Genomic DNA, 26,085 nt, shown 5'->3' on the forward strand with positions numbered 1-26,085 from the left:
GGATTGGACTGCGCGTAGTGACAGTGACAGGGTTAGCGATGCGAGAGCTTGATGCGTGGATCGATATACGGAATCACGAGATCGGCGGCGAAGTTGCCGAGCAGCACCGCGATCGCGGACAGCGTCGTCATGCCGACGATGATCGGCGTGTCGACTTGCTGGATTGCCTGCCAGGTGAGCTGACCGACGCCCGGCCAGCCGAACACCGACTCGACGACGACCAGACCGCCCATGAAATAGCCGATGTCCATGCCGATCATCGGCACGATGGGGAGTACCGCGTTGGGCAGCACATGGCGCATGATCACGCGCCAGCGCGTGAGGCCCTTCGCGCGCGCGGTGCGGATGAAGTCCTGATGCAACACTTCGATCATCGACGAACGCATCATCCGCGAGTACCAGCCACTGCCGAGCACGCCGAGCGTGAGCGCGGGCAGTACAAGATGCGCTGCGCCGCCATAGCCACCGATCGGAAACCACTCGAGCCGGATCGCGAACAGATAGAGCACGAGCAGCGCGGCGATAAACTGCGGCGCCGATACGCCGACAAACGCGAACATCATCGTCGCGCGGTCGACTGAGGTGCCGCGTCTGAGCGCGGAGATCATGCCGATCGTCACGCCGAGCGCGATCTCACAGGCGATGCCCCAGAACATCAGCTGCAGCGACGGCCACAGGCGCGACAGCACAAGCGCGCTGACATCGGTGCGTTGCACATACGAGTGCCCGAGGTCGCCGTGCAGCAGCCGCACGACGTAATGCACGTATTGCAGCCAGAACGGTTCGTCGAGTCCGAGTTGATGCCGGATGCTCGCGAGCATGCCGGGTGTCGCGTTGCGGCCGGCAATCTGCTGCACCGGGTCGGCGGGCAGCAGGTAGAGCAGCGCGTAGGTGATGAACGTGATGCCCAGCAGGATCGCCAGCGCGTGCGCGAGGCGACGGATCAGAAAGCGCGCCATTTAGTGGGCCTCCTTCAGCGTGGGATCGAGCTCATCGCGCAACGCGTCGCCGAGCAGATTGAACGACAGCGACAGCAGCACGATGCCGAGGCCCGGGAACATCACAAGCCAGGGCGCGGTGCTGAAATAGGTCTGGCTTTCGAAGATGATGTTTCCCCAACTGGGCATCGGCGGTTGCACGCCGACGCCGAGATAGGACAGCGTGGCTTCGAGCAGCACCGTCGTTGAAATGCCGAGCGTCGCCCACACGAGGATCGTCGGCACCAGATGCGGCAACAGGTGCGAGAACAGAATGCGCATCGGGCCGGCACCGAGTGCACGCTCGACCACGATGAACTCGCGTGCGCTCAGCGACAGCGTTTCCGTATAGATCACGCGCGCAATCTGCACCCAGTTCACCATCGCGATCACGAGTGCGACGATCCAGATGCCGGGCCGGAACACCGCGGCTAACGTGATCGCGAGCAGCAAAGCGGGAAAGGCCATCATCAGATCGGCGAAGCGCATCAGCAGCGAGCCGAACCAGCCGCGCGCGAATCCGGAGATAAGTCCGACCAGCGTGCCGACCAGCACCGCCATGCCGTTTGCCACGACGCCGATCAGCAGCGACGTACGCGCGCCGTAAATCAGGCGCGAAAAGAGGTCGCGTCCGAGCAGATCGGTGCCCAGCCAGTACGTGTGGTCGGGCGGCAGCGGCGCGCCTTCGACGGTGAGGCCGTCGGGCAGTTGCAGCATCGGATCGAACCGCGCGATCCAAGGCGCGAAAACCGCGACTCCGACGAGCACGACGATAAACGCCAGCGAAAGACACGCGGACGGACGGCGCAGAATGCGCAGCAGAAGGTTCATGAAGAGGCTCGACGTGACGCGGCGGTTTGGCGAAGCACTTCGTCGCTAACTTCGACGAGGCTCCGGTGCGTGGCCATCGCGCGGGAACGTAGCCGCTCATAGGCTTCGTCTTCGCTGAGATCCAGTTCCACGATCAGGCGGGCAATTGCCTGCGCGACGAGCGGGTAGCTTTCGAGCTTCTTCTGTAGCGACGCGTTGCGTGCATTCAATGCGCCGATCTGGTGACTGAGCGCGAACGCCATCATTAATGCGGTATAGACGGTGCCTTGCGTGATCGGCTGATGCAGCATCGCGGTGGCGCCGAGCGCGACGCCGCGCTGGATCTGCGACAGCGTTTCCTGGCGCGTGAGCGCGCAGATCGGCATCCCGCGCGCACGCAATTGCTCGACGACGTCCGGGCTGTTGAACGTATCGAGCTCGACGATCGCGGCAAAGCAATCGTCGAGTGGCGTCATCGCGTTGTCGCGCACGACAAGCCAGCGGATGCCGAGCCGCTGAAGGCTCTTTTCGAGGCTCGCCTGATGTCGCTCGCTGCAATCGATCAGCGCGACGCGTTGATCGCGCAGGTCGGGGGCGGTAGTGGTCGGATTCACTTCACGATCCTTAGATGACGGCTGGCGGCATCACCCGTATGGTTTTGAAAAGTCCGTAGATCGGTTTGGGTCAGATACGGATCGGCCTCGACCGCACGCGGCTCGCTATGCACGATGCGAAAGCGGTCCCCTGCAAGCTCGGCAATATGACAAGGCAGCGCGCCGTGGTTGTTGTGCGAGCACAGCCGGATCGTGCCGATCGATGTAATGACAGGCGTCTGATGCAGATACGCGAGCAACTGCGCCGGGTCGTCGGTGCCGCACTCCGCGCGTGCTTGTGCGAAGAGTTCGATCGACACGTGAGCGCCGGTGTAGAAATGCGAAAGGCGCACTTGCCCGTATTCGTGGTACTGCCTGCGTGTGAACTCGGGCACGAGCTCTTCGAAGTACGGACCGGCGGTGATAAGCCGCAGTGCCTGTAGCGGTCCGATCTTGTCGAGCTCTGCTTCGGTGAGGTCGTAGCTGAGGACGGGCAGACGTTGTCCGGCGCGTGCGCTGGCTCGATCGAGCGCTTTCAGGAACGAATACGACGACTCGCCGACGAGGTTGTTGAGCACGAATGCTGGTGCAGAGGCGAGCAGTTCATCGACCAGATTGTCGATACCTTCGGTTGCGCCGAGATCAAGGTAGTGCTCGCCGAGCACTTCGCCGCCGGCAAACTGCAGCACTTCGCGCGTAATGCGGTTGCTTTCCCAGCCCCACACATAATCGGAGCCGATCAGAAAGGCGGTCTTGCCGAATGCATCGAGTGCATGACGCAACAGCGGCAGCAACGCCTGATTAGGCGTTGCGCCCAGATAGACGACGTTTTCGTCGCTCTCGAAGCCCTCATACGAGCACGAATACCACAGCAATGCGTGATGCTGCTGCAGGTCGGGCGCGATGTCTTTGCGGCTCGCCGATGTGGTCGCACCGAAGATATGCCGTGCGCCACCGCCAAGCAGCCTGGCCGCGCCGTCTCGATAGCGCTCCGCCTCGCCGTGCGGATCGTAGTGAATTGCGCGCAACTGGAATCCGTATAGGCCCAGGCGGTTGATGCGATCGATCGCATGGCTAGCCCCGGCGAGCGAACTGCGGCCGAGGCGTTCATAAGTGCCGTGGGTCGACCAGAGCAATCCAATGGGGACGTCTTCGCGCTTCAAGGTTTTTGTTCTCGCGATAAAAAAGCCTGAACCGCCACGCGTGGCGAGTTCAGGCTTCGGTGCCTTTAGCAGCAGGGCAAAGTCTTAAAGGCGAGGGCGCGCCATGCTTTGCAATTGTTTTAAATCAGCAAATTTAATGCCAAGTTGCTTCGATAGGAATTTGGGTTAATTCGTGTCCGTTTGGTGCAAGGCAAGCGCGATTGACTATTGACGATTGCACTCTTTCTGGATGCGGCGCACAGGATTTGTGCGTCATGCGTATTCGTGTTTGTGACACAGCGGCGAAATCTGGGTGGGAAGCACTATAGCAGGTCGAGCGCGTATAACAGCATGATTGCACTGCATGCATGCTGGAGCGCGATATCAGAAAGCGTCATCAAGCACCTGGCCGGTCATAAGTATCCTGGGGACGGTGCCTGTTTCCGCGTCATGGCCGGAGTCGGCTTTACCGGAACAGCACCACTATCCACAGGAGAGATCAAATGTCGACCTTCACAGGCGAAGTTTCTTCAAAGACGGTCATTGGCTGGATTCAAGGCGTGCTGGTTCATCACCAGCAAGACATCCCGACGTACTACATGACCAAAGGCGGGTGGGAGCAGATGCTCAGGAACTGGGTCGCTCAGGCATTGCGCACGCTACCGGGTGAGCCATCGGTGCAGACGGAGCAGCACATCTACACGGACACAAACAAGGCGGTCGACGTGCTGGTTACGTCGAGAAATCAGCAATACATCTGCATCGAGTTAAAAGCGGAATCGCTTTTCCGATCATCCGATCAGGGGCGGTCGACCATTGACCATAAATTCTTCGAGGAATTCGAGGAGGATATTGCCAAATTGGGTACCGTCAAGCCTCCGTTTTCTCAAGGCCTGAAATTGGCAGTTGCGGTTTGTCTCAGTATAGAAGCGGCTCAACCGCTAATCGATCGCCAGTACCAGCACGATACGTTCAATTTGTCGTTTGGTCACGACACCTGGCGTGTCTGGATTGTCTGGCATTGAGGCTCCGGCAATTGCCGTCGGACGGTTGAGTGGTTGGGCATGGGACAGCACAATCCGCCCCAGCCTCCACCACCCGCTGCGTATCTCTAAACCAGAACGGCCCGACGCGCGCGTTACGAAGTTTTATGCGCCGGGCAGATCGAACTACTCACCATACCGACTCAATCGAAGCCTTTCCCACCGCGGCGATCGCTGAACGCTCAATAGCCAGTCGAGCGCCGCGCGCCCGCGTGACGTAACGGCGAACAGGCGCAGATGTTCGCCGTCGACACTGCAGGCAGGCGGCTCACAGTCGGCCGATCGCCTGCAACCGCAATCGACGAATTCCCGCCGCATCAACTCATCGAGAACCAACGGGCGAACATTCATATCGGGTTGGCGAACGTATATCGCGCGAAGCGCTTCGAGCACGTCCGCATGGGATGGCGCATCGGACATGGCTGGCAAAGATAGGTTAGCGCGAAGCGAAGCAATCGCGGGGCACCACATGGCGCCCCGCAATTCCGCTCGCTAACAAATCCCCTTCCGCAACGGAAACCGCTCATTCATCACGCGCGATCCGATATAGAACTTCTGCATCTTCTCGCAATGCTCGACGAGGTCTTGCCTTTGCGTCATCTTTGCGACCTTCGTCAGATTCTTATAGATATCGCTAACCGGCGACTCAAACCGCAGATGCACCTTCGACAGCTTGACCAGAATATGCTCCGCATCGTCCTTATCGTTGAACGACGTCGACAGTTGCTCGAGGTAGTCATGCAAATCTTCCGGCTCAAGCTGCGTGCGCGACACCAGTGCCGGGGGAATCGCTTCATCGCGTATCGAATGGTCCTTGAAGATCAGCGAGTAATGCGGCGCCGGTATATCCGCATACTGAAAATCCAGACTCAGAATGCGCCGGTTATCGGAAGCAAAGTTCAGCGCGCCATGCGGCAGCGTCGACTCAAGGATCCAGATATCCCCTTTCCGCATCCGGAACACGCCAAACTTTTCCTCCGTGTGATACGAGTCGATGCAGGTTTCAAGCGGAATCAGAATGCGCACATATCGGTCTTTTTCTTCGGAAAGCTCGAGGAAGTCCGTATGCGGAATCACCAGTCCATTGACGAGGTTGCGCACGCGCGCCATCCGCAGATGGTCGACATCGAAGCATTCTTCGATAATCTTGCTGAGGTACGTCGTGGTGGCGCCAACCTGCGTGCGAATGGCGGGATAGTTGTAGTCGGAATACTGCGTGTCGGTCCATTCGCCGCTTCGGTTCCAAAGCGAATGATTGATCCACGTTCCTGAGCCGAACTCGTCGTACTGTTCTCTTAAAAGCGGCAGTTCGGATAACACCTTCAGGTCTTTCCGGAGCAACGTGTCATCGAACTTGATGCGTCCTACGAGGCGGGTCGCCGTCACCATGGTTATGTCCTCCCTAGTAAGGTCCAAAACAATGTTTCCGTGATTCACCAACTCGGTGTCGCAGTGGTCCGCTGTGGGCGACGTGCAAAGGCGCCCCCAGCGCTCAACAATCAGATTTACGTTCCATATTCGGCCGGCCCAATGCGACGGCGGTAGCGCCGCAACGCGCAAAGGTCATAGAGACGCGGAACTGTTCAGGTGCGCTCTTTTTCGACAACAGCCGTGGCCGTTCCCCCAGGCGCCTTGATGGGAACCGCAGCACGCTTCTTCGAAAGAACGAGCGAGAACACGACACCTGCAACGAGTCCCCACAGCGCGGACCCCAGCCCGAGAAACGACATACCGGAGACCGTCACCACAAAAGTGATCACCGACGATTCCCGATGCGTTTCATCCGAGAGCGCGGACGCGAGGCTCGACACGAGCGTGCCAAGTAGAGCGAGACCCGCAAGCGTGCTTGTCAGCCCGTCGGGCAAGCGGGCAAAGAGCGCGACCACCGATGCGCCAAACGCACCGATGCACAGATAGCCGATCCCGCAGACCACGCCCGAGATATACCGGCGTTGCGGATTTTCGTGGCACTCCGGGCTCGCACACATCGCACCGACGATAGCCGCCGGATTGATGCCGGAATTCCCGAACAGCGACAACGGAATGGACATCAACCCGCTGGCTCCGACCACCGAGCGCGGTGAAATTGCGTACCCCGCGCTGCGAAGAATATGGATCGATGTCGCGTACTGCGTGAGCGCGAGCAGAAGCAACGGCAGGCCCAGGCCAATTAACGACTCCGCGGAAAAGCCCGGCACGGTGAGCTCTGGCGTGACGATACTGAGATCGAGCCCATGTCCGCTGAGCTTGGCATCCGGAAGCGCGACGACGACGCCAGCCAGAAGCGCCAGCGCGACGGCATAACGCGGAATAACACGCCGACATACGACGTACACAACGACGACAGGCAACACGACAACCGGCGTCGATTCAAGCGATCGAAATATGCCCGCGCAGAATTCGAAAAGCACACCCGCAATCATCGCGGACAGCAGATGAGCCGGCAGATGCTGGATCATTCGCGTAAAGAGCCCCGACAACCCCAGAACCGCGACAATAATCGACACCACGAGATAGCAGCCGATCACATCGCTGAACGGATAGTGCGCAAGCCCGGTGATCAACAACGCGACGCCGGGCGTCGACCACGCGCCGATCACAGGCATTTTGTGCCGCAAGCTGAGCCACAGACCGACCGCGCCGGCGCCAATGGAGACGGCCCAGATCCAGGTGGACAGCAGATCATGCGACAGATGCCCTGCTTGCGCTGCTTGCACAACAATCAGGACGGGGCCGCTATACGTTGCAACAAGTGCGATCAGTCCCGCGATGGCGGCGGACATCGAGAAGTCTGCGCGTATCCTGGCGAACATCGTATTCCCTCCGACAGGGCGCGGCGGCGACGCCGTCAGACGATGACGGCGCCGGTTAATCCGGGCCTTGCTCATTTGTATGGATGCAAGCGATTCGATGCCGGAATCGATCAGGTCCGAAAGACCCGCGACTGGCGCCGACATCCTCAACGCGACACGGAAGCCTTGTAGGGTTCCGTATTGATAGCGACTGAGATCGCCATTCCGTCTTCGTCAGTCGTGACGAAGACCGGGGTCAAAGTTGAGGCTGCGAGGATTAGACCCGAGATGCTTTTTGACGGATATGTCGCAACCGGGTAGGTTGTTAAGAGATATCGATGTGGTAACGAACGAGACGCGGAAACGATCTATCCGAATGCGGCAAGCAGCCCGCTCGCGCGCTGCACCTTCGCCGTTACCGCTTCTTCCAGCACCGGCTTCCCTTCGGGAACAACGAGCGTTAAAAACGCACGCGCCCGTGTTACCCCGGTGTACACAAGCTCACGCGTCAAGATCGGGCTAAACGAATCCGGCAACACCAGTGCCGCATGTACAAACTCCGAGCCTTGCGACTTGTGCACCGTGAGTGCAAAGACCGTCTCGACTGCCTGCAACCGGCTCGGCAGTACCCATTTGATTCCGCCGGCCCCGTCGCCCGACGGAAAAGCAACTCGCAACGCGCCGCGCCCGTCCGCCGCGCCCGGTACTGCGAGCGTGATGCCGATATCCCCGTTCATCAGCCCGAGTTCATAGTCGTTACGCGTGACGAGCACCGGTCTGCCCGGGTACCACTCGCTGCGTGCGTCGATCAAGCCTTCTTCGTGCAGCAGCCGCGCGATCCGTTTATTGAGTCCATCGACGCCCCAAGGGCCGCGGCGTACCGCGCACAGCAACTGGAATGCGTCGTGGGCCTCGAGAACCTCCGCCGCCCACGTCGCGAATGTTGCAGCATCAGCGTCGCGCGCAGGCTCGCCTTTGTGCATCGTCTCGAGATAGTGGCGATACCCGCGCCGCGGCCGCGCGCCATGAGCGGATGCGCGAGCCGCCATAGTCGCATCCAAAGCGCTATCGCGGTCCACATTCCCATCGACAACCAGCGCCTTGAACGCCGCATCGTGACCTGCGGAGCAAGCCAGCAACGCAAGATCCGCGCGTGCCTCACCCAACACGCGCACGACGCCCGTCGCGTCCCCTTCATTCACGCGCTGCGCCAATTCGCCAATGCCGCTCGCTGACGAGAACCGGTGACTTTGACGCAGCATCGCAATCGCCTGATCAAGCGCGGTGCCGTGTTCATCCAGCATCGCGTCATCGATGCGCTCACCCGTGGCTGCCTGCAACCAGTCGCGTGTGTCCGGTGTGTAGTGCCCACGCGCCGCACGCTCACACAACTCGCCAAGCACCGCGCCTGCTTCGACGGACGCGAGCTGATCCTTATCGCCGAGCAGAATCAGACGCGCGGTCGACGGCAACGCTGCGAGTACCGCGGCCATCATCTCGAGATCGACCATCGATGCTTCGTCGATGACCAGTACGTCGATGGGCAGCGGATTGCTCGCGTCATGTCGAAAGCGCCGCGTATCCGGGCGCGTGCCTAGCACGCGATGCAGCGTGGTCACGACAGTGGGAATCGCGTCACGCACTTCCGCACCGTGTGCAAGGCCGCCGACGGGCAGGCTCGCAACCGCGCCCGCGATCGATTCGTTCAACCTTGCGGCGGCTTTTCCGGTCGGCGCAGCGAGTTTGATCCGCAACGGACGTACGTGCTGCGGGGTCGTCGTGCGTCCAGCGTCAGCGCGACTTAAGGCGACCGCCTGCAACAACGCAAGCAACCGGACGACAGTCGTCGTTTTCCCGGTCCCAGGTCCGCCGGTAATAATGCTGAACGCACTGCGCGCAGCCAGCGCGCACGCGAGCTTCTGCCAATCCGCGGGCCGCTTTTGAGCGCCCGGCTGCGACGGAAACAACACATCGAGCGTCGCGCGCACCGAATCGAGTTCGAGCACGGCCGACTGCGCCGCCGATGCCTGCAGCCGCTGTGCGATACCGGCGCTGACGTCCTGTTCGTATTGCCAATACCGCCGCAGGTACAAACGCGTACCGACGAGCACAAGCGGCGTATTTCCCGCACCCGCGCCGACCAGCGCAGCATGAGCAAGCGCCGCAAGCCATTGCGCGAGCGTCACGCCGGCAAGCAGATCAGCAGGCGCATGCGTCGGTGCATCGACGAATCGCTCGATTGCATCATCCGGTGGTAGCGACAATACAAACGCAGGATCGTCGAGCGCCGCTTGCAGGTCGAGACACGCATGTCCGCGCCCTAGCTGATGACTCGCGAGCGCTGCTGCAAGGATCAGAAGCGGCTCCGCACTCGATGCTTCGCGGGACAGAAACCGTGCAAACGCCGAATCGAGTGGTCGCAGCCAGCCGCGCTCCACCCATTCGTCGAGCACGCCAAGCATTTGCTGCGCGTTGGGAATGGCGTCGATGCGGGGCGTGGTCACCCTCACGTGCGCATCCGCATCCGCGTTGATGTTGACGTTCACGTTCGTCTCAGCGAACAGGTCACCGGTCGCGTCGTCACGGTTTCGTCGGGAGCCGGTGCCACGGGTCCTTGTCATGCGAAATCTCCTGCCAGTTCCGTCCCGCTCACACGTTTCGCAAACAGTGCATCCAGTTGTTCGATCAACTCGCGCGGCGGACGCTCGACATGCAGCCCCTGGCTTTCCGCATGACTACCGCGCAGAAACAGATACACCGCGCCGCCGACATGCCGGTCGTAGTCGTAATCCGGCAAACGCGTCTTCAACAACCGATGCAGCGCGAACAGATACAACACGTATTGCAACTCGTAGCGCGAATGCAGGATCTGCGCGCGCATCCTCGCCGGTGTGTACGCCGCGTTATCGGGTCCGAGCCAGTTCGACTTATAGTCCGCGACGTAGAACCGGCCATCGTGCTCGAACACCAGATCGATAAATCCTTTGAGCATGCCGTTCAACTGAGCCGCCTCTAAAGCAGGACGCGCCGCGCCATCGAGCGTCATATCGCACACCATCCGATCAAGCGCCTGTGCCTCGACGTTATGCGCGGCCACCCAGAATTCCATCTCAGGCACGTACGTTTTCAATGCGGACAGCGTGACGGGCGCGACCGGTTTCCCGCCGACCGTCGATAACATCGACGTCGGGATCCGCAGCGGCTCTCGCAACAACCTGAGCAACCACGAAGTCAGCGGATCGATCCATCGTTCCCAGCCGCGCACGCTGCAGCGGCGCGCAACCATGTCGCGGACGAAATCGGGCCGGTCGACGATTTCGGCAAAGCCTTCCGTTGCCGCCCACTCCATCAGTTCGTGAATGAACGTACCCGCATCAGCACCGCGCGGCAGCCCGTGTAGCGTTTGATCCGCGGCGGCAAGCGCACTGGCGCTGCCCGAAGCCTGCGCGCCTGGCCACGCCGCTTCAGACGACTCATCAGGCGTTTTCGCGCCCGCCAGTTCCTGATACACGTCCTGTCCACGCGTATCCGGCGCGGGATGCGGTTCACCGGTGCCCGCGGCAGCCAATGGGCTAATGGACTCATGAGCGGCCACGCCGCCGATGACCCCGTCGACCTTCCGCAAGCTCGAATAACTCGCGATCCACCAGTGTTCACGCACGACGCGCGACAACGTTCGCGCGGTGCCGCGCGGCGCCTGCGAGTCACGCGACGCGAACACTTCACCGCTCGGCGCAGGGGCCTCGACCACGCTGATGTCCGTATGAGCGTCGCGTAACTGCGACAGCAATTCGCCCAATGCGCCTGGCACGATCGCTTCACCACCGGACAGCAAATAGCCGAACGCACTCAACTCGATGCTAGCGATAGGCGCAATCCCCACCCACGTCGCGTATCGCGCGCGCGTCAGCGCGACATACAGCTTGCGCAAGTCTTCGCCAAGCCGTTCGCGGTCGACCTGCGGCAGAACGCTCGCGTCTTTTAGCGTGACATGCAATTGGCCTGCGTCATCGTGCCATTTGAGCGGCATGTCGTCAGGTTTGGCGGGCCGGTAGTTGCCGGCAAACGGCAGAAACACCAGCGGATACTCAAGCCCTTTCGACTTGTGAATCGTCACCACCTGCACGAGCCCTGCATCGCTTTCGAGCCGGATCTGCCGTGCATCGCCGCCCACGCCGCCGGCTTGATCCGCGAGCTCTTCGTCGACGTAGCGAATCAGCGCGTGTTCACCGTCGAGTTGCGTGCTCGCCTGCTGCAACAGTTCAGCGAGGTGCAGCAGATTCGTCAGTACGCGTTCGCCATTCACCGGCGCGCCGGCCGCGCGCCCGATCAATCGCTGCGGTACGTGGAAATCGTGCAGCAATTGACGCAGCATCGGCAGGACGCCCTTCGTGCGCCACGCATCGCGGTAGCCACGGAATTGCAGCACGCGCGTTTCCCACGCGATTTCGTCGTGTGTCAGCGCGTCGAGTTCGGCCCAGTCGAGCCCGAGCGTCGCGGTCGCTAGCGCGGCGCGCACGAGGCGTCCGTCGTCCGGCTCCGCGCATGCGGCAAGCCAATGACGCAACTCGCCCGCCTGCTCGGTCTGGAACACCGAATCGCGATCGGACAGATAAACGCTGCGTACGCCGCGCTCCGCGAGCGCCGTGCGGATCGCACGCGCCTCGTCGCCATTATTGACGAGCACCGCGATATGCGCCGGTTGCAGCGGCGTAAAGCCACGCGCGCCGGCGAAGCCTGCCTCGTCGGCCTGACCGAGGTTTAGCAGGCGCACCATCTCGGATGCGCAGCTGGCGGCCATGCCGCGCATATACACATCTTTGGATAGCGCCGCGCCGCTTTCGGCGGGCGGCATCCACCAGGCGGTCAACGCGGGCAACGCGCGACCTTCCGCTTGAAGCGCTTCTTTGCGTCCTTGCGCATCGGCGGCAACGAACGGCAGCGGGTTGTCTCCGTTACGCGCATCGCGAAACAGGAACGCGCCGGGGCTATCCGTTCGCGCTTCGGCCGCTTCAAAGCATCGATTGACCGCGCTCACCATCGCGACCGTCGACCGGAAGTTCTTCTTCAGCGTGAATAGCCGACCCGCACAGGCGCGGCGCGCCGCAAGATACGTGTAGATATCCGCGCCGCGAAACGCGTAGATCGCCTGTTTGGGGTCTCCGATCAGAATGATCGCCGTGTCCTGATCGTTCTGTTTGATCCGATAAACCGCGTCGAAAATCGCGTACTGCACCGGGTCTGTGTCCTGGAACTCGTCGATCAGTGCGACCGGGTACTGCTTGCGAATAATGTCGGCGAGACGCTCGCCGTTCGGCGAGTGCAGCGCGTCGCGAAGGCGCGTTAGCAGGTCGTCGAAGCCCATCTGCGAGCGCTTCGTTTCCTCGGCGGAAAACCGTTGCGCGACCCAGTGCGCCGCGTGACAGAGCAGGTCGTGGTAGGCGGTCGGCTGATCGTCGAGCGCTTTTTTCAACTCCGCCATTGCATCAAGTGCAGCATGCTTCGGCGGTTCACCGATCTTCCAGATTTCCGCGAGCCCGGTCGGCGTCAGACGTTCCCAGACAGCGGCCTTGTCATCGAACGCGGGTCTCGCCATCGATGGATCCGCAGCCCATGCGCGCAGCTTCTCGAACCACATCTGACAATTTGCGCGATTCAGGCGCTGCGCGTTGAACTGCCTTTTCTCGCGCGCTTCTTCGAGAATCCGTTGCAGTTCGTCGCACCACGTGCTCCAGTTTTGCTTCAGTCGAGCAAGGTGCGCGCGGCGCTTTTCGCGAGCGTTCTTCAGCGTGATTTCAGGCGGCTGCGGTTGCGGCAGCAGGTCCGCGTGACCAACCAGCCGGCCCACGGTCGATTGCAGCTGATGCGGGCCTTTGAACCATTCGCGCACTTCGCTAGCCGATGCCGCATCGAGTGGCGACAGGAACGTTCGCCAATAGTCGCGCACCACTTCCGCGTGCAGTGTGCTCTGATCGGTTTCGAGCGTCTGCGAGAACAGGCTGTCGCTATCGAAAGCGTGCTCGCTCAGCATCCGGTTACACCAGCCGTGGATCGTCGATACGGCCGCTTCGTCCATCCACTCAGCCGCCAGTTGCAGGCGTCGTGCGCATCCGGGCCAGTCTTCGGGTTCGTATTCGGCTCGCAGGTCGTGCAGCAGGTCTTCGCCAGGCGGACGCTGTGCGGCGATGACGTCGTCCGGCGCCGCGCGGAAATAGTCGGCTGCTTCGACAAGGCGCGCGCGAATCCGCTCGCGCAGTTCCTTCGTCGCCGCATCGGTAAACGTAACGACGAGGATTTCCGGTGGCGTCAACGCGCGTGCACCGTTCTCGTCGCTGCCGCTGTGCCCCAGCACGAGGCGCACATATAGCATTGCGATCGTGAAAGTCTTGCCGGTGCCCGCGCTTGCCTCGATCAGGCTGCTGCCGCGCAACGGAAACCGCAGCGGATCGAGCGGCGCCGCCGCGTCTGCGGTGGATGTCGTCAGGTCGTCGCTCATTGCGCGTCTCCGTCATCTTTGGCGCCGTTTTTTTGCCTCGTCGACGCGGGAATCGCGAGATGCAGCGGCAGCAACAATTCGACTGCGAGCCGCTCGAATTCACCACTCGCGGCAAGCGCATCGAAGTCCGCGTACACGCGACCGAGATAGGCGTTCATATCGCGCTCGCCCGCTTGCCATGACGTGCCGTCATAGGCTGCACGAGCGGCCTCGCGTGCATCCGGCTGATCGGCAGGCGCGTCGGGCGCGCGCTTGCCGAGCCACGCAAACGCGGTATTGACCGCGAGCGGCAGCGGCCGACGCATACCGTCATCCCACGCACGCAGCAACGCGAGCAAATGCGTGTGGGCGTCGTCGCCGGTCAGCGGCGCCAGTTCGACGCTGCCGATCTTGCTGACCACGACGGTCGTCATCGGTCCCACCGCGATCTGCGCAGCCAGATGCGCGACCCAGTGCGCGATCAGCTTGTCGCGCCGATACTTGTTGTCCTTGATAAGCGAACTGGCCTCGAGCACGACGCGACCCAGTTTGCCGTCCGCATGGGTTCGCACATTGCCGATCCAGTCGTCGACCGAGCGCACGCGTCCGTCGATCGTCTGTTCGATACGCAGTTCATGCTGCTGGTCGTCGAGCATCTGCGGCCACCGCGCGAGCGCGGCGCGGTAACGCTCGAACAGATCGGGCATTGGCTCCATCAGTTCGTCGCCGAGCAGCTGGCCGAATCCGCCCGTTGCGAGATCGCCGCTGCGATGCATGCGTTCTAGCCGCGCGCGCGCCGCGGGCAGCAAATCGTCGTCGCCGCGCTCGAGCGCCGCCGTCTGCGCATGGATCAGTTCGCTTTGCAGTTGCCAGGACTTGAGACCGTCGAGATCGAAGGGTTCATCGTTTTCGCTCGCTAGCACATCGGTTTCGAACGCCACGCGTAGACGCTGCCGGAAGAAACTTTTGACCGGGTCCCGCAAAAAGTCCGCGAGTTCGCGGACGGTCAGCGGTTCATCGCGTTCGAGCGCGGGCAATACCGCGTCCGCGGAATGAAGCTTTCCGGCGTCGGCATTGGCGGCAGCCGTTGCCCGCCATTCGTCAGCGAAGGTGAACAGCTTCGACGTGTCCGGATCAACCGGGAAATAATCGGCGCTGAACGGCTGTAACCGGTGGACAACGGTCAGTTCATCGATCAGCGCTTGCGGGTCCCCGCTTTCGTCACCGGCCAGACGCCAGCCGGCCGATAGATGCTCGCGCAACTGTCCCACCAGCACCGACGGTGGCCGGGGCGTGTTATCCGTGACGCTGCGCCCGACCCACGATACATGCAAATGCTCGCGCGCCGACAGCAGTGCTTCGAGGAACAGGTAGCGATCATCCTCGCGGCGCGACCGGTCGCCGGGGCGATAGTTTTGCCGCATCAGGTCGAAATCGAGCGGTGTACGCGTGCGCGGATAATCGCCGTCGTTCATGCCGAGCAGACACACGCGACGAAACGGAATCGCGCGCATCGGCATCAGCGTCGCGAACGTGACGGCTCCCGCGAAAAAGCGCTGCGACAGGCTGCCTTCCTCGAGTTGCGACAGCCAGTAGTCGGCGACGATCGACAGCGGCAGTTCACCGGTTAGCGCCGCGTCGTCGCATGCGTCGCGCCACGCTTCGAGTGCGGTGTCGAGGCGGCCGAGCGTGTATGCATCATCGCTGTCGACGGGCGCGAAGAACGTATTTTTCAGGTCGCGCAGACGGGTACACCATTCGTCGACGGTCGCCGGGGTGCGCAAGGTTTTCCATGTGTGGTCGAGCGCGTCGATCAGGTGCGTCAGCGGGCCGAGCAGCGCCGCGTCGAGTCCGCCGATTTCCGCGTACGGCTCGATCTCGCTCCACGCGTCCGACTTATCGCCGACCGCGTAGCCGAGCATCATCCGGCGCAAGCCGAATGCCCAGGTATTCGGCGCGTCGTCGTTGCCCATTTGCGGCAAGTCGAGACTTGCGCGCTGCTCGCCATGCAGCCCCCAGCGGATATTCGCACCGCCAATCCAGTTGTGCAGCTTCGGCAAATCGTCTTCGGTGATGTCGAAGCGCGCGCGCAATGCCGGCACTTCGAGCAGATCGAGCACATCGCTGACCGTCACGCGCGATTGCGGCAGCGCGAGTAGCGTCTCGACCGCACCGATTAGCGGATCGAAATCGCGTTGCCCGCGGTCGGCGACGCTGAACGGTATGTAGCGCGGATCGGCTGTATCGAGCAGGCCGAATACCGCCTGAATATGCGGCGCGTACGCTTCGATATCCGGCACCATCACGATCACGTCGCGCGGACGCAGTGTGTTGTCAGCGGCGAAAGCGGCCAGCAACTGATCGTGCAGAATCTCGACTTCGCGCTGTGTGCTGTGCGCGACGTGAAAACGGATCGATTGGTCGATCAGCGGGTCTACATCAGGCCATAGGTCGCGCGATTCCTTGATCGGCCGCAAGTCGCGGATGTCATCCTGCAACTGCTGCAGCATGGTGTCCGTGAGCTCGTTTTCGAACAGGTCGATGCGCTGGCCGATATTTGCGAAACGGGAGGCGTACGCGTCGCGCGCGGAATCGCTGTCGAACTCATCGAGCAGGCCGATAAAGTCGCGACCCTGCTTGCCCCACGCGGCGAGCAGCGGATGCGCATACAGATGCAGCTCCGCTTCGTTGACGATAGCGGGCACGCCCTCGCGACGGCGCTGACGCGAGCGCTCGGCCCGCAACAGATCCTGATCCGCGACGATATCCGCCCAATAGTGCGCGCAAGGGTTATGCACGCACATTAACACCTGCGTGAAGCGCGCGAGCGCGGCCAGCACTTCGAGGGATTGTCGCGGCAGACTCGAGATGCCGAACACGATGACCCGCTGCGGCAGGCCGTTCGGCCGCTTGCCGTCGGGCAGATCGGCCGCACGCTGGATAAACGCTTCATGTACCGCGGCGCGGCCGGCCGTCGACGCGTCGATATCGCCGTTGCCATTACCGTGCGTGCGGACATCGTCGAGCAGCGCGCGCCACAACGCCGCCTGCCAGCGATGTTCGTCGGGCATCGGAATGCGCGCGTCGCGCGCATCGATCAGTACGTCGTCGCCGGCTGCCCATTTCGCGAGCCAGTCCGCGCGATAGACCTGGTACTGGTCGAACAGGTCCGCGACGCGTTGCGCGAGCTGAAACCGTTTGCGCTGGTTGTCGTCGTGCGCCATGAAGCGCTTGAGCGGCGCGTAGTCGGGCAGATCAAGCAGTGCTGGCAGCAGGCGCGTAAGGCGCCAGACGAGGCGCGATTTGTCGAACGGCGAGACGGCCGGTACCGCGTCTGTGCCGAGCACCGCGCGATAGACCTGCCACAGAAAGCGCGCGGGCAACGAAAGGTCCAGTGCGGCGGAAATGCCGCAACCGCCGTCTTCTGTGTCGGCCGCGAATGCGAGCTTCAGCCATTGCGCGATCCCGTTGCTCTGCACGAGGATCACTTCGTTTTCCAGCGGCGCCAGCGGGTACTGCTTGATCCATTGGATCATCAGGTCGCGTAGACGCTCGGGCTGGTTGCCGTGCACCAGCATCAGCCCGGCGGGAAGCGGTTGGTTCGTCAAGCGAAGCTCCATCGATGATGCAGAACCTGGACCATCGCGAATCGGTTCGGTGAAAAGGGTTCGGTACGGTCGCGCTTGTTGGGGTGGTACGCGGGAAAAGCGGGGATTGAGCGCGTCCGATGGCTTATGGGCAATGATACAAGCGCGTCCTCAATTTCTTCCAATCCTTGCACCGGGCACTGCGTGACCATCGTGGCTTTCCCTTCCAGGCAGCCCGACCGTGAAAAACGAGATCTCCGTCTTCTGGCCGCGCAACAGAACTCATACTGTCAGTACCTTGACGCTCGACCTGGGTGCCTCGGGTGTGACTGGAGAAATGGCGAGACATATCGCCGCCATTTTAAAGCTGACGCAAGCAATGCGTGGCCTGCAGCCAATGACGGATCCTGCGCTGAGGGCTGTGTCAGATCGAATTTCCCGGCAAATAGCCGATGAGCTGGAGCATCTGGCGAAAATCATCAAGGCTGCTGACAGCGCACGTGGACTCGTCCTTCGGGCTCAGATACTACGAGGCGGCGAAAAACGGCAGCTAGCCACCGAAGTTGCGTCCTTGAACGAGCAACAACTTATCGGCTTTTGTGGTGACCTTACCACCTGGCTCGGCAAGTCCAGGCAGACTTACTTTTCTGCTTTCTTTGCGGTGCCCGACACACACCATCAGGGGATCGCGGATGAGGCGCATGCACTATTGCCCGACGCGTTTGCCAATCTCTGTGACATGGTCGATGAACGGCTCTAGCTCAGGTGGCGATGCGCGAGACAACCAACCATTTGCACATCCAATATCAACGAGCTTATCTGGGTCGATGTAGAGCGAAATGAATTCGCTGTCGCCTGCGCTTGAATCGAAGCTCGAAGACTGCATCGCTTCGGGGTTGTAGACCGTAACCATGCGCTTGGTGACCCGCAGCTTATGACCGTCGACGCAGACAGATTCACAGCCCGACAGATTCGCACTGACGACATACTCCGCATGGGTGTGCAGCGGGAACGACGCGTGACCGTTGGCGCGAATTCGTGCGAGCTCGATACCATCGAAGCGATAGAACTCGTTAACTTCAGGCGTCATCGTTCGCTCCGTTTGGTTGCCACCGGCGCGGCGCCGAAAGCGGACTCAAGAGCATACCAACGGATTTTTTTAAGACGGGAAGCTTGCTCACGCGCGACCAACGTCGGTCCAATGGCCACGTCTACCGGCTACGCCGTGCCCGCACAACGACAAAACCGCGCATTAGAAATCCCCCACCACACCACCGCCAATTGCCAATCATTTCTGTTTACACAAGTCAAATGCAATTTCAATAAAAACCATTCCGGATTGGTTCAATTTACCCAGCATATTTAAAAGAAATAAGCGTAATATTTGTAACCGATCATTGACACGCCAACGTTTGCCCTACTAATCTAGCGCATCGTAAGCTGACAGTTATCAGAAGAAAGGGCGTTTGCACCCCCCCGGCGCCCTTAGCCAGCCTACGATTCTGTTCGCGTGCGGCGGTCTGTTGCACGCTGGTTTGTCTCGTCGTTGCAATTCTTTGGTTACGCGTTTAAAGGCACAGTATCGGCAATAAGGGCCGAGGCCCGTGTGCGCCTTTTTAATTGCCTTTTATTCATTCGCTTTAGGCGCGTGAGGGAAATTATTTTCCCTTTAAACCAATAACAACGTGGGTGCTTAACCGAATATTGGGTCAAGGCTGATTTATCCGACAAGGACGAACAATGAGCACATATTCCGGGTTAAAGATGCAGTGCCTGGTGTTAGCGGGCGCGCTAGCGCTGAGCGCCTGCGGTGGAGGCGACGATGCGGGCATCGCGTCGAACAAGTCATCACAGCTAGGCGCGGCGGCACCCGCCGCCAGCGCGTCGCAGCCGGCACTGCCGGCGCCGGCCGCGCCCGTCGCCGCCGACAAAACCATCAAGAAGACGGTGAAGCCCGTCGAACTGCCCGACACCGTGCAGCCGGTCAACTACCGGTTATGGTTCCGCCCGAATGCCGACCTGTCGGCCTTCGACGGCCGTGCGGACGTCGAGATTCAGGTGAAGAAGAACGTCAACCAGATCGAAATCGCCGGGCATCGGATCAAATTCCTGAGCGGCAAGATCACGCTTCAGCCCGGCAATATCCAGCTGATCGCGACGCCGGAAGACCAGGGCGACTTCTATCAGCTGCGTCCGCCTAGCGGGAACATTCCGGCCGGTAACTACTCGCTGCACATGGAATGGACCGGCATCATCAACTTCAAGACCTACGACGACCCGGCAACCCAAACCGGTGGCAGCTGCGGCGACGATCCGTACCCCGGCTGCTCCGCGGCCGAAGGCGTGTTCCGCGTCGACCTGAAATCGACCGACGGCACGACCAGCGGCGCGATCCTCACGCAAGGCGAAAGCAACCTCGCGCGGCAATGGTTCCCCGGCTGGGATGAACCGGCATTCCGCCCGACGTACGAAGTGCAGGCGGAAGTGCCGCAGAACTGGCGCGTCGTGTCGAATGCGGCGGAACTGCCGCCTGTCAACGTCGATAGCGGCTATAAGCGCGTGTCGTTCGAAAAGACGCCGCCGATGCCGTCGTATCTGCTGTTCTTCGGCGGCGGCATGTTCGACACGCTTGAAGATGACTTCGTGAGCCCGCTGAAGGACCACAAGAACCTGCACCTGCGCATCTTCACGCCGCCTGGCATGCGCGACTGGGCCGTGCCGGCGATGCAGCAGACCAAGCAGGCGCTTGACTACTACTACCGCTATACGGGTATCTCGCTGCCGTTGACCAAGTTCGACACGGTTGCCGCGAACGACGCGTTCAAGGCGCAGAAGGACCTGAACTTCGGCGGGATGGAGAACTGGGGCGCCATTCTCGAATTCGCCGACGATATCCTTCCGGCACCGGGCACGACGATGTCCGACTACGGCGTGACCGTGCTGACGCACGAAGCCGCGCACCAGTGGTTCGGCGATCTGGTCACGCTCGACTGGTGGGACGACGTGTGGATGAACGAATCGTTCGCAACGTTCTTCGAGAACAAGACGAAGATTCTGTTCTTCCCGGATCGCTTCAACTGGGTCGACGAGGTGTCGACGAAGTACGCGGTGATGACGCGCGATTTGCGCAACACGTCGTTCCCGATTCAGCCGAACTTCAACGACTGGGCGTCGAACGACTTCGTGATTCACGCGAGCCCGTTCACGTACGACAAGGGCGGCATCGTGCTGAAGATGATCGAGACGTATCTCGGCGAAGACGTGATGCGCAAGGGCCTGCAGTCGTATCTGACCGACTACTCGTTCGGCAACACAACGCCGAAGCGTCTGTGGAAGGAGCTGTCGAAGGCGAGCGGCCAGCCGATGGAAGCGATCGGCGACAGCTACGTGCGTCAGACCGGCGTTCCGCTGATCACGCTCGATACGCAATGCGATCTGACCAGCAACCAGACCATCGTCACGTTGAAGCAGCAGCCGTATCCGAACCAGAACACGTACCCGGGCATTCAATGGACGGTTCCGCTGACGCTCGCATTCGGTGACGGCCTGAAGAAGCGCAAGACGGTCGCGATGAGCGACACGCAGATGCAGGTGCGGGTGAATGGTTGTTCAGGCGTCGTCGCGGACCCGAGCGGGCTCGACTACTACGTCGTCAACTACGGCGATAACGCGTGGAGTCAGCTGCTTGCGCAAAGCAGCGCGCTCACCGACCCGGTGCTGCTGAAGAACCTGCAAATGGAGGCGAAGATGCTCGTGAACTCGGGTCTCGCGAACCCGACGCGCGCGACGACGATCGGCTCGATCACGCCGCCGGTGACCGCGCTGGGTCTGCGTCAGATGATGAAGACGCCGACGCCGCAGACGGAGGAACGTCCGCAACTGCGCTACCAGGGCAAGCTGAAGCCGCGTACGCAGTCGGAGTAAAAGTGTAGGGAGGTTCGACCGTCCCGGTCATGCACGCAGGTGTGGATCGGGACGGTTTTTTGTTTGCATGGCCATGAGTGCGATCAACGGGCTTTTCGCGGGCGCGAATTGCGCTTTTGCTGCCGACCCGGCTCCGAACGCGTTTGAGTCTGCGCAAACACCGGCAACCGCTCCTCAATCCATCGGATCAACTCAAGTGGCCCCGCCGCGAGCGGCCGTCCGTCCTTGATGACCAGCCTTGCGTGTGTTCCCTGGAACAACGGATGGCTGATTGGCACGGTAGTCAGCTCACCGCTTGCTACTTCCCGATACGCGGCAAATTCGCCGATCAGCGTGACGAACTCGCCGCTCATGACCACGCGCTTCAACGCGGTCAGCGAATTGGTGGCCAGCGTCGGCCGAAGTTCGATGTTCTCCGCCACTTCTAGCATCTTCACCACGTGGCCAATGCCGAACGTAGACGGCATCAACGCAAGCGGCCACGCGCGCAGATCGTCGACGGTGGCCGCGCGCTTTTGCCGCGCGAGCGGATGATCGCTGCGTAACAGCAGCACCACCGGCTGCGCCGAACTGGCCCGATACGCAATCTGCGGATGCGGCGGCGGGTTGTACGCGAGCCCGATATGCGCGCGGCTCTCCGCGACTTCTTCGAGAATCGCATCGACGGCAAGCATATTCATGCCGATATCGAGCTTCGGATACCTCGCGCAGAACGGACCCAGCACTTCGTCGACCAGCGTATCGACAAACCCTTCGCTGACGACCACCTCGATGTGACCGGTCTGCAGCCCGGTCAGCGCATGAAGCTGATCTTCGAGCTTCTCCTGTTGCGCCCGATACCCGTGCCAGAACTCGAGCAGATGGGTAGCCGCCTCGGTCGGCCGCACGCCGCGCGCTTGCCGCTCAAAAAGCAGCGTGCCGAGCTCTTCCTCGAGCAGCCTGATTTGCCGCGTAATGACGGACGGCGACGTGTTCAGGTGATCCGCGGCGCCGCGAATTGTGCCGTGCGTCAGCACCTGATGGAAATACCGCAGCCGCTGCTGGTTGATCTCGCGCATCGAATGTCTCCGGACCGGTGTCGCAATAGTGCTCGGTGCTGATTTAGTGTGTTGCCCATGAAGCAACGATATGTGAACTTTGTTGCTCTTGCTAGTGCTATCTGCAACTGCGAATATGAAGTCACCGCAGCGACGACAGGCACACTCCAATGAACATCCTGATTGCCGGCTTCCAGCACGAAACCAATACGTTCGCGCCGACCCGCGCGTCGTACCCGAGCTTTATCCAGGGCGAAGGCTTCCCGCCGATGGCGCGCGGCGCCGACGTGATGAAGTTGCGCGATGTGAACGTGCCGATCGGCGGCTTTATCCAGGTTGCGCAAGCACGCGGCCATACGCTGCTGCCGGTGATCTGGGCCGGCGCCAGCGCGTCGGCGCATGTGACGACCGATGCGTTCGAACGGATCGGCGGCGAGATTATCGACGCGGTGAAGGCCGGTGGCTTCGACGCGATCTATCTGGATCTGCACGGCGCAATGGTCACCGAGCAGTTCGACGATGGCGAAGGCGAACTGCTTGAGCGCGTGCGAAAGATCGTCGGCGACACGATGCCGGTGATCGTATCGCTCGATCTGCATGCGAACGTCACCGCGCGCATGGCCAAGCACGCTAGCGCGCTGGTCGCATATCGCACGTATCCGCACGTCGATATGGCGGCAACCGGCGCGCGCGCCGCGCAGATTCTCGAACACGTCGTTGCCGAAGGCCGGCCGTTGCACTGCGCGATGCGTCGCGTGCCGTTCCTGATTCCGGTGAACGGAATGTGCACGCTGGTCGATCCTGCTCGCGATACGTATCGGTTGCTCGAACAACTTGAGGCAGATGACGTTGTGTCGATGTCGTTTGCGCCAGGCTTTCCCGCGTCCGACTTTCCGGAGTGCGGACCAACAGTCTGGGCGCACGCGTTCGACAAGCAGGCGGCCGGGCACGCGGCGGATGCGCTGCTGGCAAAACTCGTCGACGAGGAATCGCGCTGGGATGTGCCGTTCCTGTCGCCCGACGATGCGGCAACGGAAGCGATCCGCTTGAGCCGCGGTGCCGCGAAGCCCGTAGTCATCGCGGACACGCAGGACAACCCCGGCGTCGGTGGCGATTCGAACACGATGGGCATGGTGCGCGCGTTGCTGCGCCACGGCGCGCAACAGGCGGCTGTCGGCGTAATCTGGGACCCGGAGGCCGCGGCCGCCGCGCACCGGGCGGGCGCGGGCGCGCGCGTCCGGTTGCGGGTCGGCGGCAGTGCGAGCGTGCCGGGCGATGCGCCGCTCGAAGGCGAATTCGAAGTCGAGCATCTGTCGGACGGGCACTTCCGTTTCGATGGTCCGATGCTCAACGGCATGCGAGGCGAGCTCGGGCCTGTCGCGTGTTTGCGGATCGAAGGCGTGAGGATCGCGGTCAGTACGATCAAGATGCAGGTCTTCGACCGGAACCTGTTCCGCGTTGCGGGCATTGAGCCCGAGCAGATGAAGATTCTCGTCAACAAGAGTTCGGTACACTTTCGCGCGGACTTCGAACCAATCGCGCAAGCGATCCTGGTTGCGAAATCACCCGGGCCGATGGCCGCCGATCCGGCGGACCTCGCGTGGACGCGTCTCGATCTGGACATGCGTGTGCGGCCGACCGGCCCGGCGTTCAGGTCTTTCCGCGAGACGACGGTCCAGTCCGGATCGCGGCGCTTCTCTAACAACTGATAAAAGGAATGATCATGTCCGATACCGTAAATGTCCGCCGACGGCGGCTGCTTGGCACGACCCTCGCAGGGCTTAGCCTGCTGGAACTGGGTCTCGGCGATCTCGCCGATGCGGCACAGCCGGCGGATGGCGCCGCGAAGCAGAAGCACGGTGTCGCAAGCCATACGTCATTCGATTCGATCCAGCAGATCGACGCCGGCACGCTGAACGTCGGCTACGCTGAAGCGGGTCCGAAGGACGGTCCGGTGGTCATTCTGCTGCACGGCTGGCCGTACGACATTTACAGCTATGTCGACGTCGCGCCGGTGCTCGCGTCCAACGGTTATCGCGTGATCATTCCGTATCTGCGCGGTTATGGCTCGACGCGCTTCCTGTCGGCGGATACGCCGCGCAACGGGCAGCAGGCGGTCGTCGCGGTCGACATCATCGCGTTGATGGATGCGTTGAAAATCGATCAGGCGGTATTCGGCGGCTACGACTGGGGAGGACGCACCGCGAACATTATCGCGGCGCTGTGGCCGGAACGCGTGAAGGCGCTGGTGTCGGTGAGCGGGTATCTGATCGGCAGCCAGGAGGCGAATCGCAAGCCGCTTCCGCCGAGCGCCGAACTGCAGTGGTGGTACCAGTTCTACTTCACGACCGAGCGTGGCGAAGCGGGCTATGCGGCGAATACGCGGGACTTCAACAAGCTGATCTGGCAACTCGCGTCACCGAAGTGGAAGTTCAGCGATGCGACGTACGATCGATCGGCTAAGGCGTTCGATAACCCGGATCATGTGGCGGTGGTGATTCACAACTATCGCTGGCGTTTGGGGCTCGCACAGGGCGAGTCGAAATACGACGACCTTGAAAAGCGCCTCGCGACGTTCCCGACCATTTCGGTGCCGACCATCACGATGGAAGGCGATGCGAACGGTGCGCCGCATCCGCAACCGGCTGCGTACGCGAAGAAGTTCACCGGCAAGTATCAGCATCGCACGATCACCGGCGGGATCGGGCACAACCTGCCGCAGGAAGCGCCGAAGGCGTTTGCGGACGCGATTTTGCAGGTTCAGCATTTGTGAGGCGCGAATTTTTGGCGGTGGTGCTGGGCAGTGAGATGCGCTCGAGGTAGAGCAACTCCCACTGATACACCACGATTCCTTCGACCGGCTCCTGATCGCTCAAGCGATCAGCGAAGGTATTTTCCTGATGACGCACGATAACGCGATTGCGCAATATAGCGGTCCGATCAGGCAAGTGTAGCTTTCCTGAATGCACTGACGTCACGCATCATCCGCCGCCGCATTCCCTACCCTATTCACCAGATACGACGGCGGAAACCCCAGCGCATTCCTGAACATCGTCGTAAACGCCGGCGGATTCGCATAACCGACCTGCGTCGCGACCTCCGCGAGCGGCACGCCACGACCAATTAGATCGATTGCACGGGCGAGCCGCAACTGCCTGCGCCACAGTCCAAAGCTGGTCTGCAGTTCGGTTTCGAACAGCCGCGCGAGCGTGCGCGCGCTTGCCCCAACGAGCGGTGCCCAGTCGACAAGCGTTTTTTCCGAACCCGGGTCTTCCATCATCGCCACGCATAAGCCTCTGAGCCGCCGTTCGGTCGGCAAAGGCAAGCCGAGCGGCAACGAAGGCGCCGCGCGGATCTCTTCGACCAGCAGCGTCATCGCCGCATGACGCCTCTTCTCCTGACGCACCGCATGGTCCGCGAGCGTATTGACGAGTTCGCGCATCAGCGGGCTCACTTCGATGACTGTGCAGGCGTCGAGCGGCAACGATATTGCATGAGGTTCCACATACATCACGTGAAACTCGACTTCTCCGAGCATCACCACCTCATGCTCGATGCCCGGCGGAATCCACACAGCACGGTACCGTGGAACAATCCACATCATGCCCGGCACGCTCACACGGATGCTGCCTGTGCGCGGACACGCGAGCTGTCCCCAGACATGCCTGTGCCAGCGGATCACACCGTCCGCCGGGGGAACGCGTA

General features: G+C 61.5%; 17 protein-coding genes. 5 read left to right on the plus strand and 12 right to left on the minus strand.

Going from position 1 to position 26,085, the window contains the following annotated elements; all coding sequences use genetic code 11:
- Positions 1-32: 32 nt before the first annotated feature.
- From BX592_RS14540 to BX592_RS14555, 4 genes are read right to left on the minus strand one after another with little or no spacing between them, the layout of a single operon-like run.
- Entirely contained in the window at positions 33-959 is a 927-nt protein-coding gene (locus tag BX592_RS14540) for an ABC transporter permease (RefSeq protein ID WP_134192494.1), read from the minus strand.
- Positions 960-1,808 carry an ABC transporter permease gene (locus tag BX592_RS14545; protein WP_134192496.1) on the minus strand — a complete coding sequence of 283 codons (849 nt, stop codon included), beginning with the start codon at positions 1,806-1,808 and terminating at the stop codon, positions 960-962.
- Entirely contained in the window at positions 1,805-2,401 is a 597-nt protein-coding gene (locus BX592_RS14550; RefSeq protein WP_134192498.1) for an ANTAR domain-containing response regulator, read from the minus strand. The genes BX592_RS14545 and BX592_RS14550 overlap by 4 nt, the downstream gene beginning before the upstream one ends.
- Positions 2,398-3,543, minus strand: a complete 1,146-nt coding sequence (locus BX592_RS14555; protein ID WP_134192499.1) for a transporter substrate-binding protein — start codon at positions 3,541-3,543, stop codon at positions 2,398-2,400. The genes BX592_RS14550 and BX592_RS14555 overlap by 4 nt, the downstream gene beginning before the upstream one ends.
- 482 nt (positions 3,544-4,025) lie before the next feature.
- Here BX592_RS14555 and BX592_RS14560 point away from each other — a divergent pair, with 482 nt between their 5' ends.
- Entirely contained in the window at positions 4,026-4,547 is a 522-nt protein-coding gene (locus tag BX592_RS14560) for a hypothetical protein (RefSeq protein WP_134192501.1), read from the plus strand.
- Between the two features lie 510 nt (positions 4,548-5,057).
- Here BX592_RS14560 and BX592_RS14565 read toward each other — a convergent pair.
- From BX592_RS14565 to recC, 5 genes are all read right to left on the minus strand, one after another.
- Positions 5,058-5,954, minus strand: a complete 897-nt coding sequence (locus BX592_RS14565; RefSeq protein WP_134192503.1) for an aspartyl/asparaginyl beta-hydroxylase domain-containing protein — start codon at positions 5,952-5,954, stop codon at positions 5,058-5,060.
- Positions 5,955-6,148: 194 nt separating this feature from the next.
- The gene (locus tag BX592_RS14570) at positions 6,149-7,378 is read right to left on the minus strand and encodes a benzoate/H(+) symporter BenE family transporter (protein ID WP_134192505.1); all 1,230 of its coding nucleotides are present in this window, start codon (positions 7,376-7,378) and stop codon (positions 6,149-6,151) included.
- Positions 7,379-7,725: 347 nt separating this feature from the next.
- Positions 7,726-9,978, minus strand: a complete 2,253-nt coding sequence (gene recD / locus BX592_RS14575) for an exodeoxyribonuclease V subunit alpha (protein WP_134192506.1) — start codon at positions 9,976-9,978, stop codon at positions 7,726-7,728.
- Positions 9,975-13,853 carry an exodeoxyribonuclease V subunit beta gene (recB, locus tag BX592_RS14580; RefSeq protein ID WP_134192509.1) on the minus strand — a complete coding sequence of 1,293 codons (3,879 nt, stop codon included), beginning with the start codon at positions 13,851-13,853 and terminating at the stop codon, positions 9,975-9,977. Before recB ends, recD begins: the two co-directional genes overlap by 4 nt.
- Complete coding sequence (gene recC / locus BX592_RS14585) at positions 13,850-17,440, minus strand: exodeoxyribonuclease V subunit gamma (protein ID WP_243849545.1); 3,591 nt, start codon at positions 17,438-17,440, stop codon at positions 13,850-13,852. The genes recB and recC overlap by 4 nt, the downstream gene beginning before the upstream one ends.
- A gap of 220 nt (positions 17,441-17,660) precedes the next feature.
- Here recC and BX592_RS14590 point away from each other — a divergent pair, with 220 nt between their 5' ends.
- A complete protein-coding gene (locus BX592_RS14590) occupies positions 17,661-18,179 on the plus strand; it encodes a hypothetical protein (protein WP_134192512.1) in 519 nt (172 codons plus the stop codon).
- Here the strand turns inward: BX592_RS14590 and BX592_RS14595 are convergent.
- Complete coding sequence (locus tag BX592_RS14595; protein ID WP_134192514.1) at positions 18,126-18,509, minus strand: AraC family ligand binding domain-containing protein; 384 nt, start codon at positions 18,507-18,509, stop codon at positions 18,126-18,128. The two genes, BX592_RS14590 and BX592_RS14595, sit on opposite strands and share 54 nt — an antisense overlap.
- Positions 18,510-19,159: 650 nt before the next feature.
- Between BX592_RS14595 and BX592_RS14600 the strand changes: the two genes are divergently transcribed.
- Positions 19,160-21,343, plus strand: a complete 2,184-nt coding sequence (locus tag BX592_RS14600; RefSeq protein WP_134192516.1) for a M1 family metallopeptidase — start codon at positions 19,160-19,162, stop codon at positions 21,341-21,343.
- A gap of 83 nt (positions 21,344-21,426) precedes the next feature.
- Here the strand turns inward: BX592_RS14600 and BX592_RS14605 are convergent, their stop codons facing one another.
- Entirely contained in the window at positions 21,427-22,401 is a 975-nt protein-coding gene (locus tag BX592_RS14605; protein ID WP_134192518.1) for a LysR family transcriptional regulator, read from the minus strand.
- A 149-nt stretch (positions 22,402-22,550) separates the two neighbouring features.
- Between BX592_RS14605 and BX592_RS14610 the strand changes: the two genes are divergently transcribed.
- Positions 22,551-24,089 (plus strand): M81 family metallopeptidase, encoded by a 1,539-nt coding sequence (locus BX592_RS14610; RefSeq protein WP_134192520.1) that lies wholly within the window; start codon positions 22,551-22,553, stop codon positions 24,087-24,089.
- 14 nt (positions 24,090-24,103) lie between these two features.
- Positions 24,104-25,153 carry an alpha/beta fold hydrolase gene (locus BX592_RS14615; RefSeq protein ID WP_134192522.1) on the plus strand — a complete coding sequence of 350 codons (1,050 nt, stop codon included), beginning with the start codon at positions 24,104-24,106 and terminating at the stop codon, positions 25,151-25,153.
- Positions 25,154-25,354: 201 nt separating this feature from the next.
- Here the strand turns inward: BX592_RS14615 and BX592_RS14625 are convergent, their stop codons facing one another.
- Complete coding sequence (locus BX592_RS14625; protein WP_243849546.1) at positions 25,355-25,984, minus strand: AraC family transcriptional regulator; 630 nt, start codon at positions 25,982-25,984, stop codon at positions 25,355-25,357.
- Between the last annotated feature and the right edge of the window lie 101 nt (positions 25,985-26,085).

This window comes from Paraburkholderia rhizosphaerae (genome assembly GCF_004366595.1).
GTDB classification, from domain to species: Bacteria; Pseudomonadota; Gammaproteobacteria; order Burkholderiales; family Burkholderiaceae; genus Paraburkholderia; species Paraburkholderia rhizosphaerae.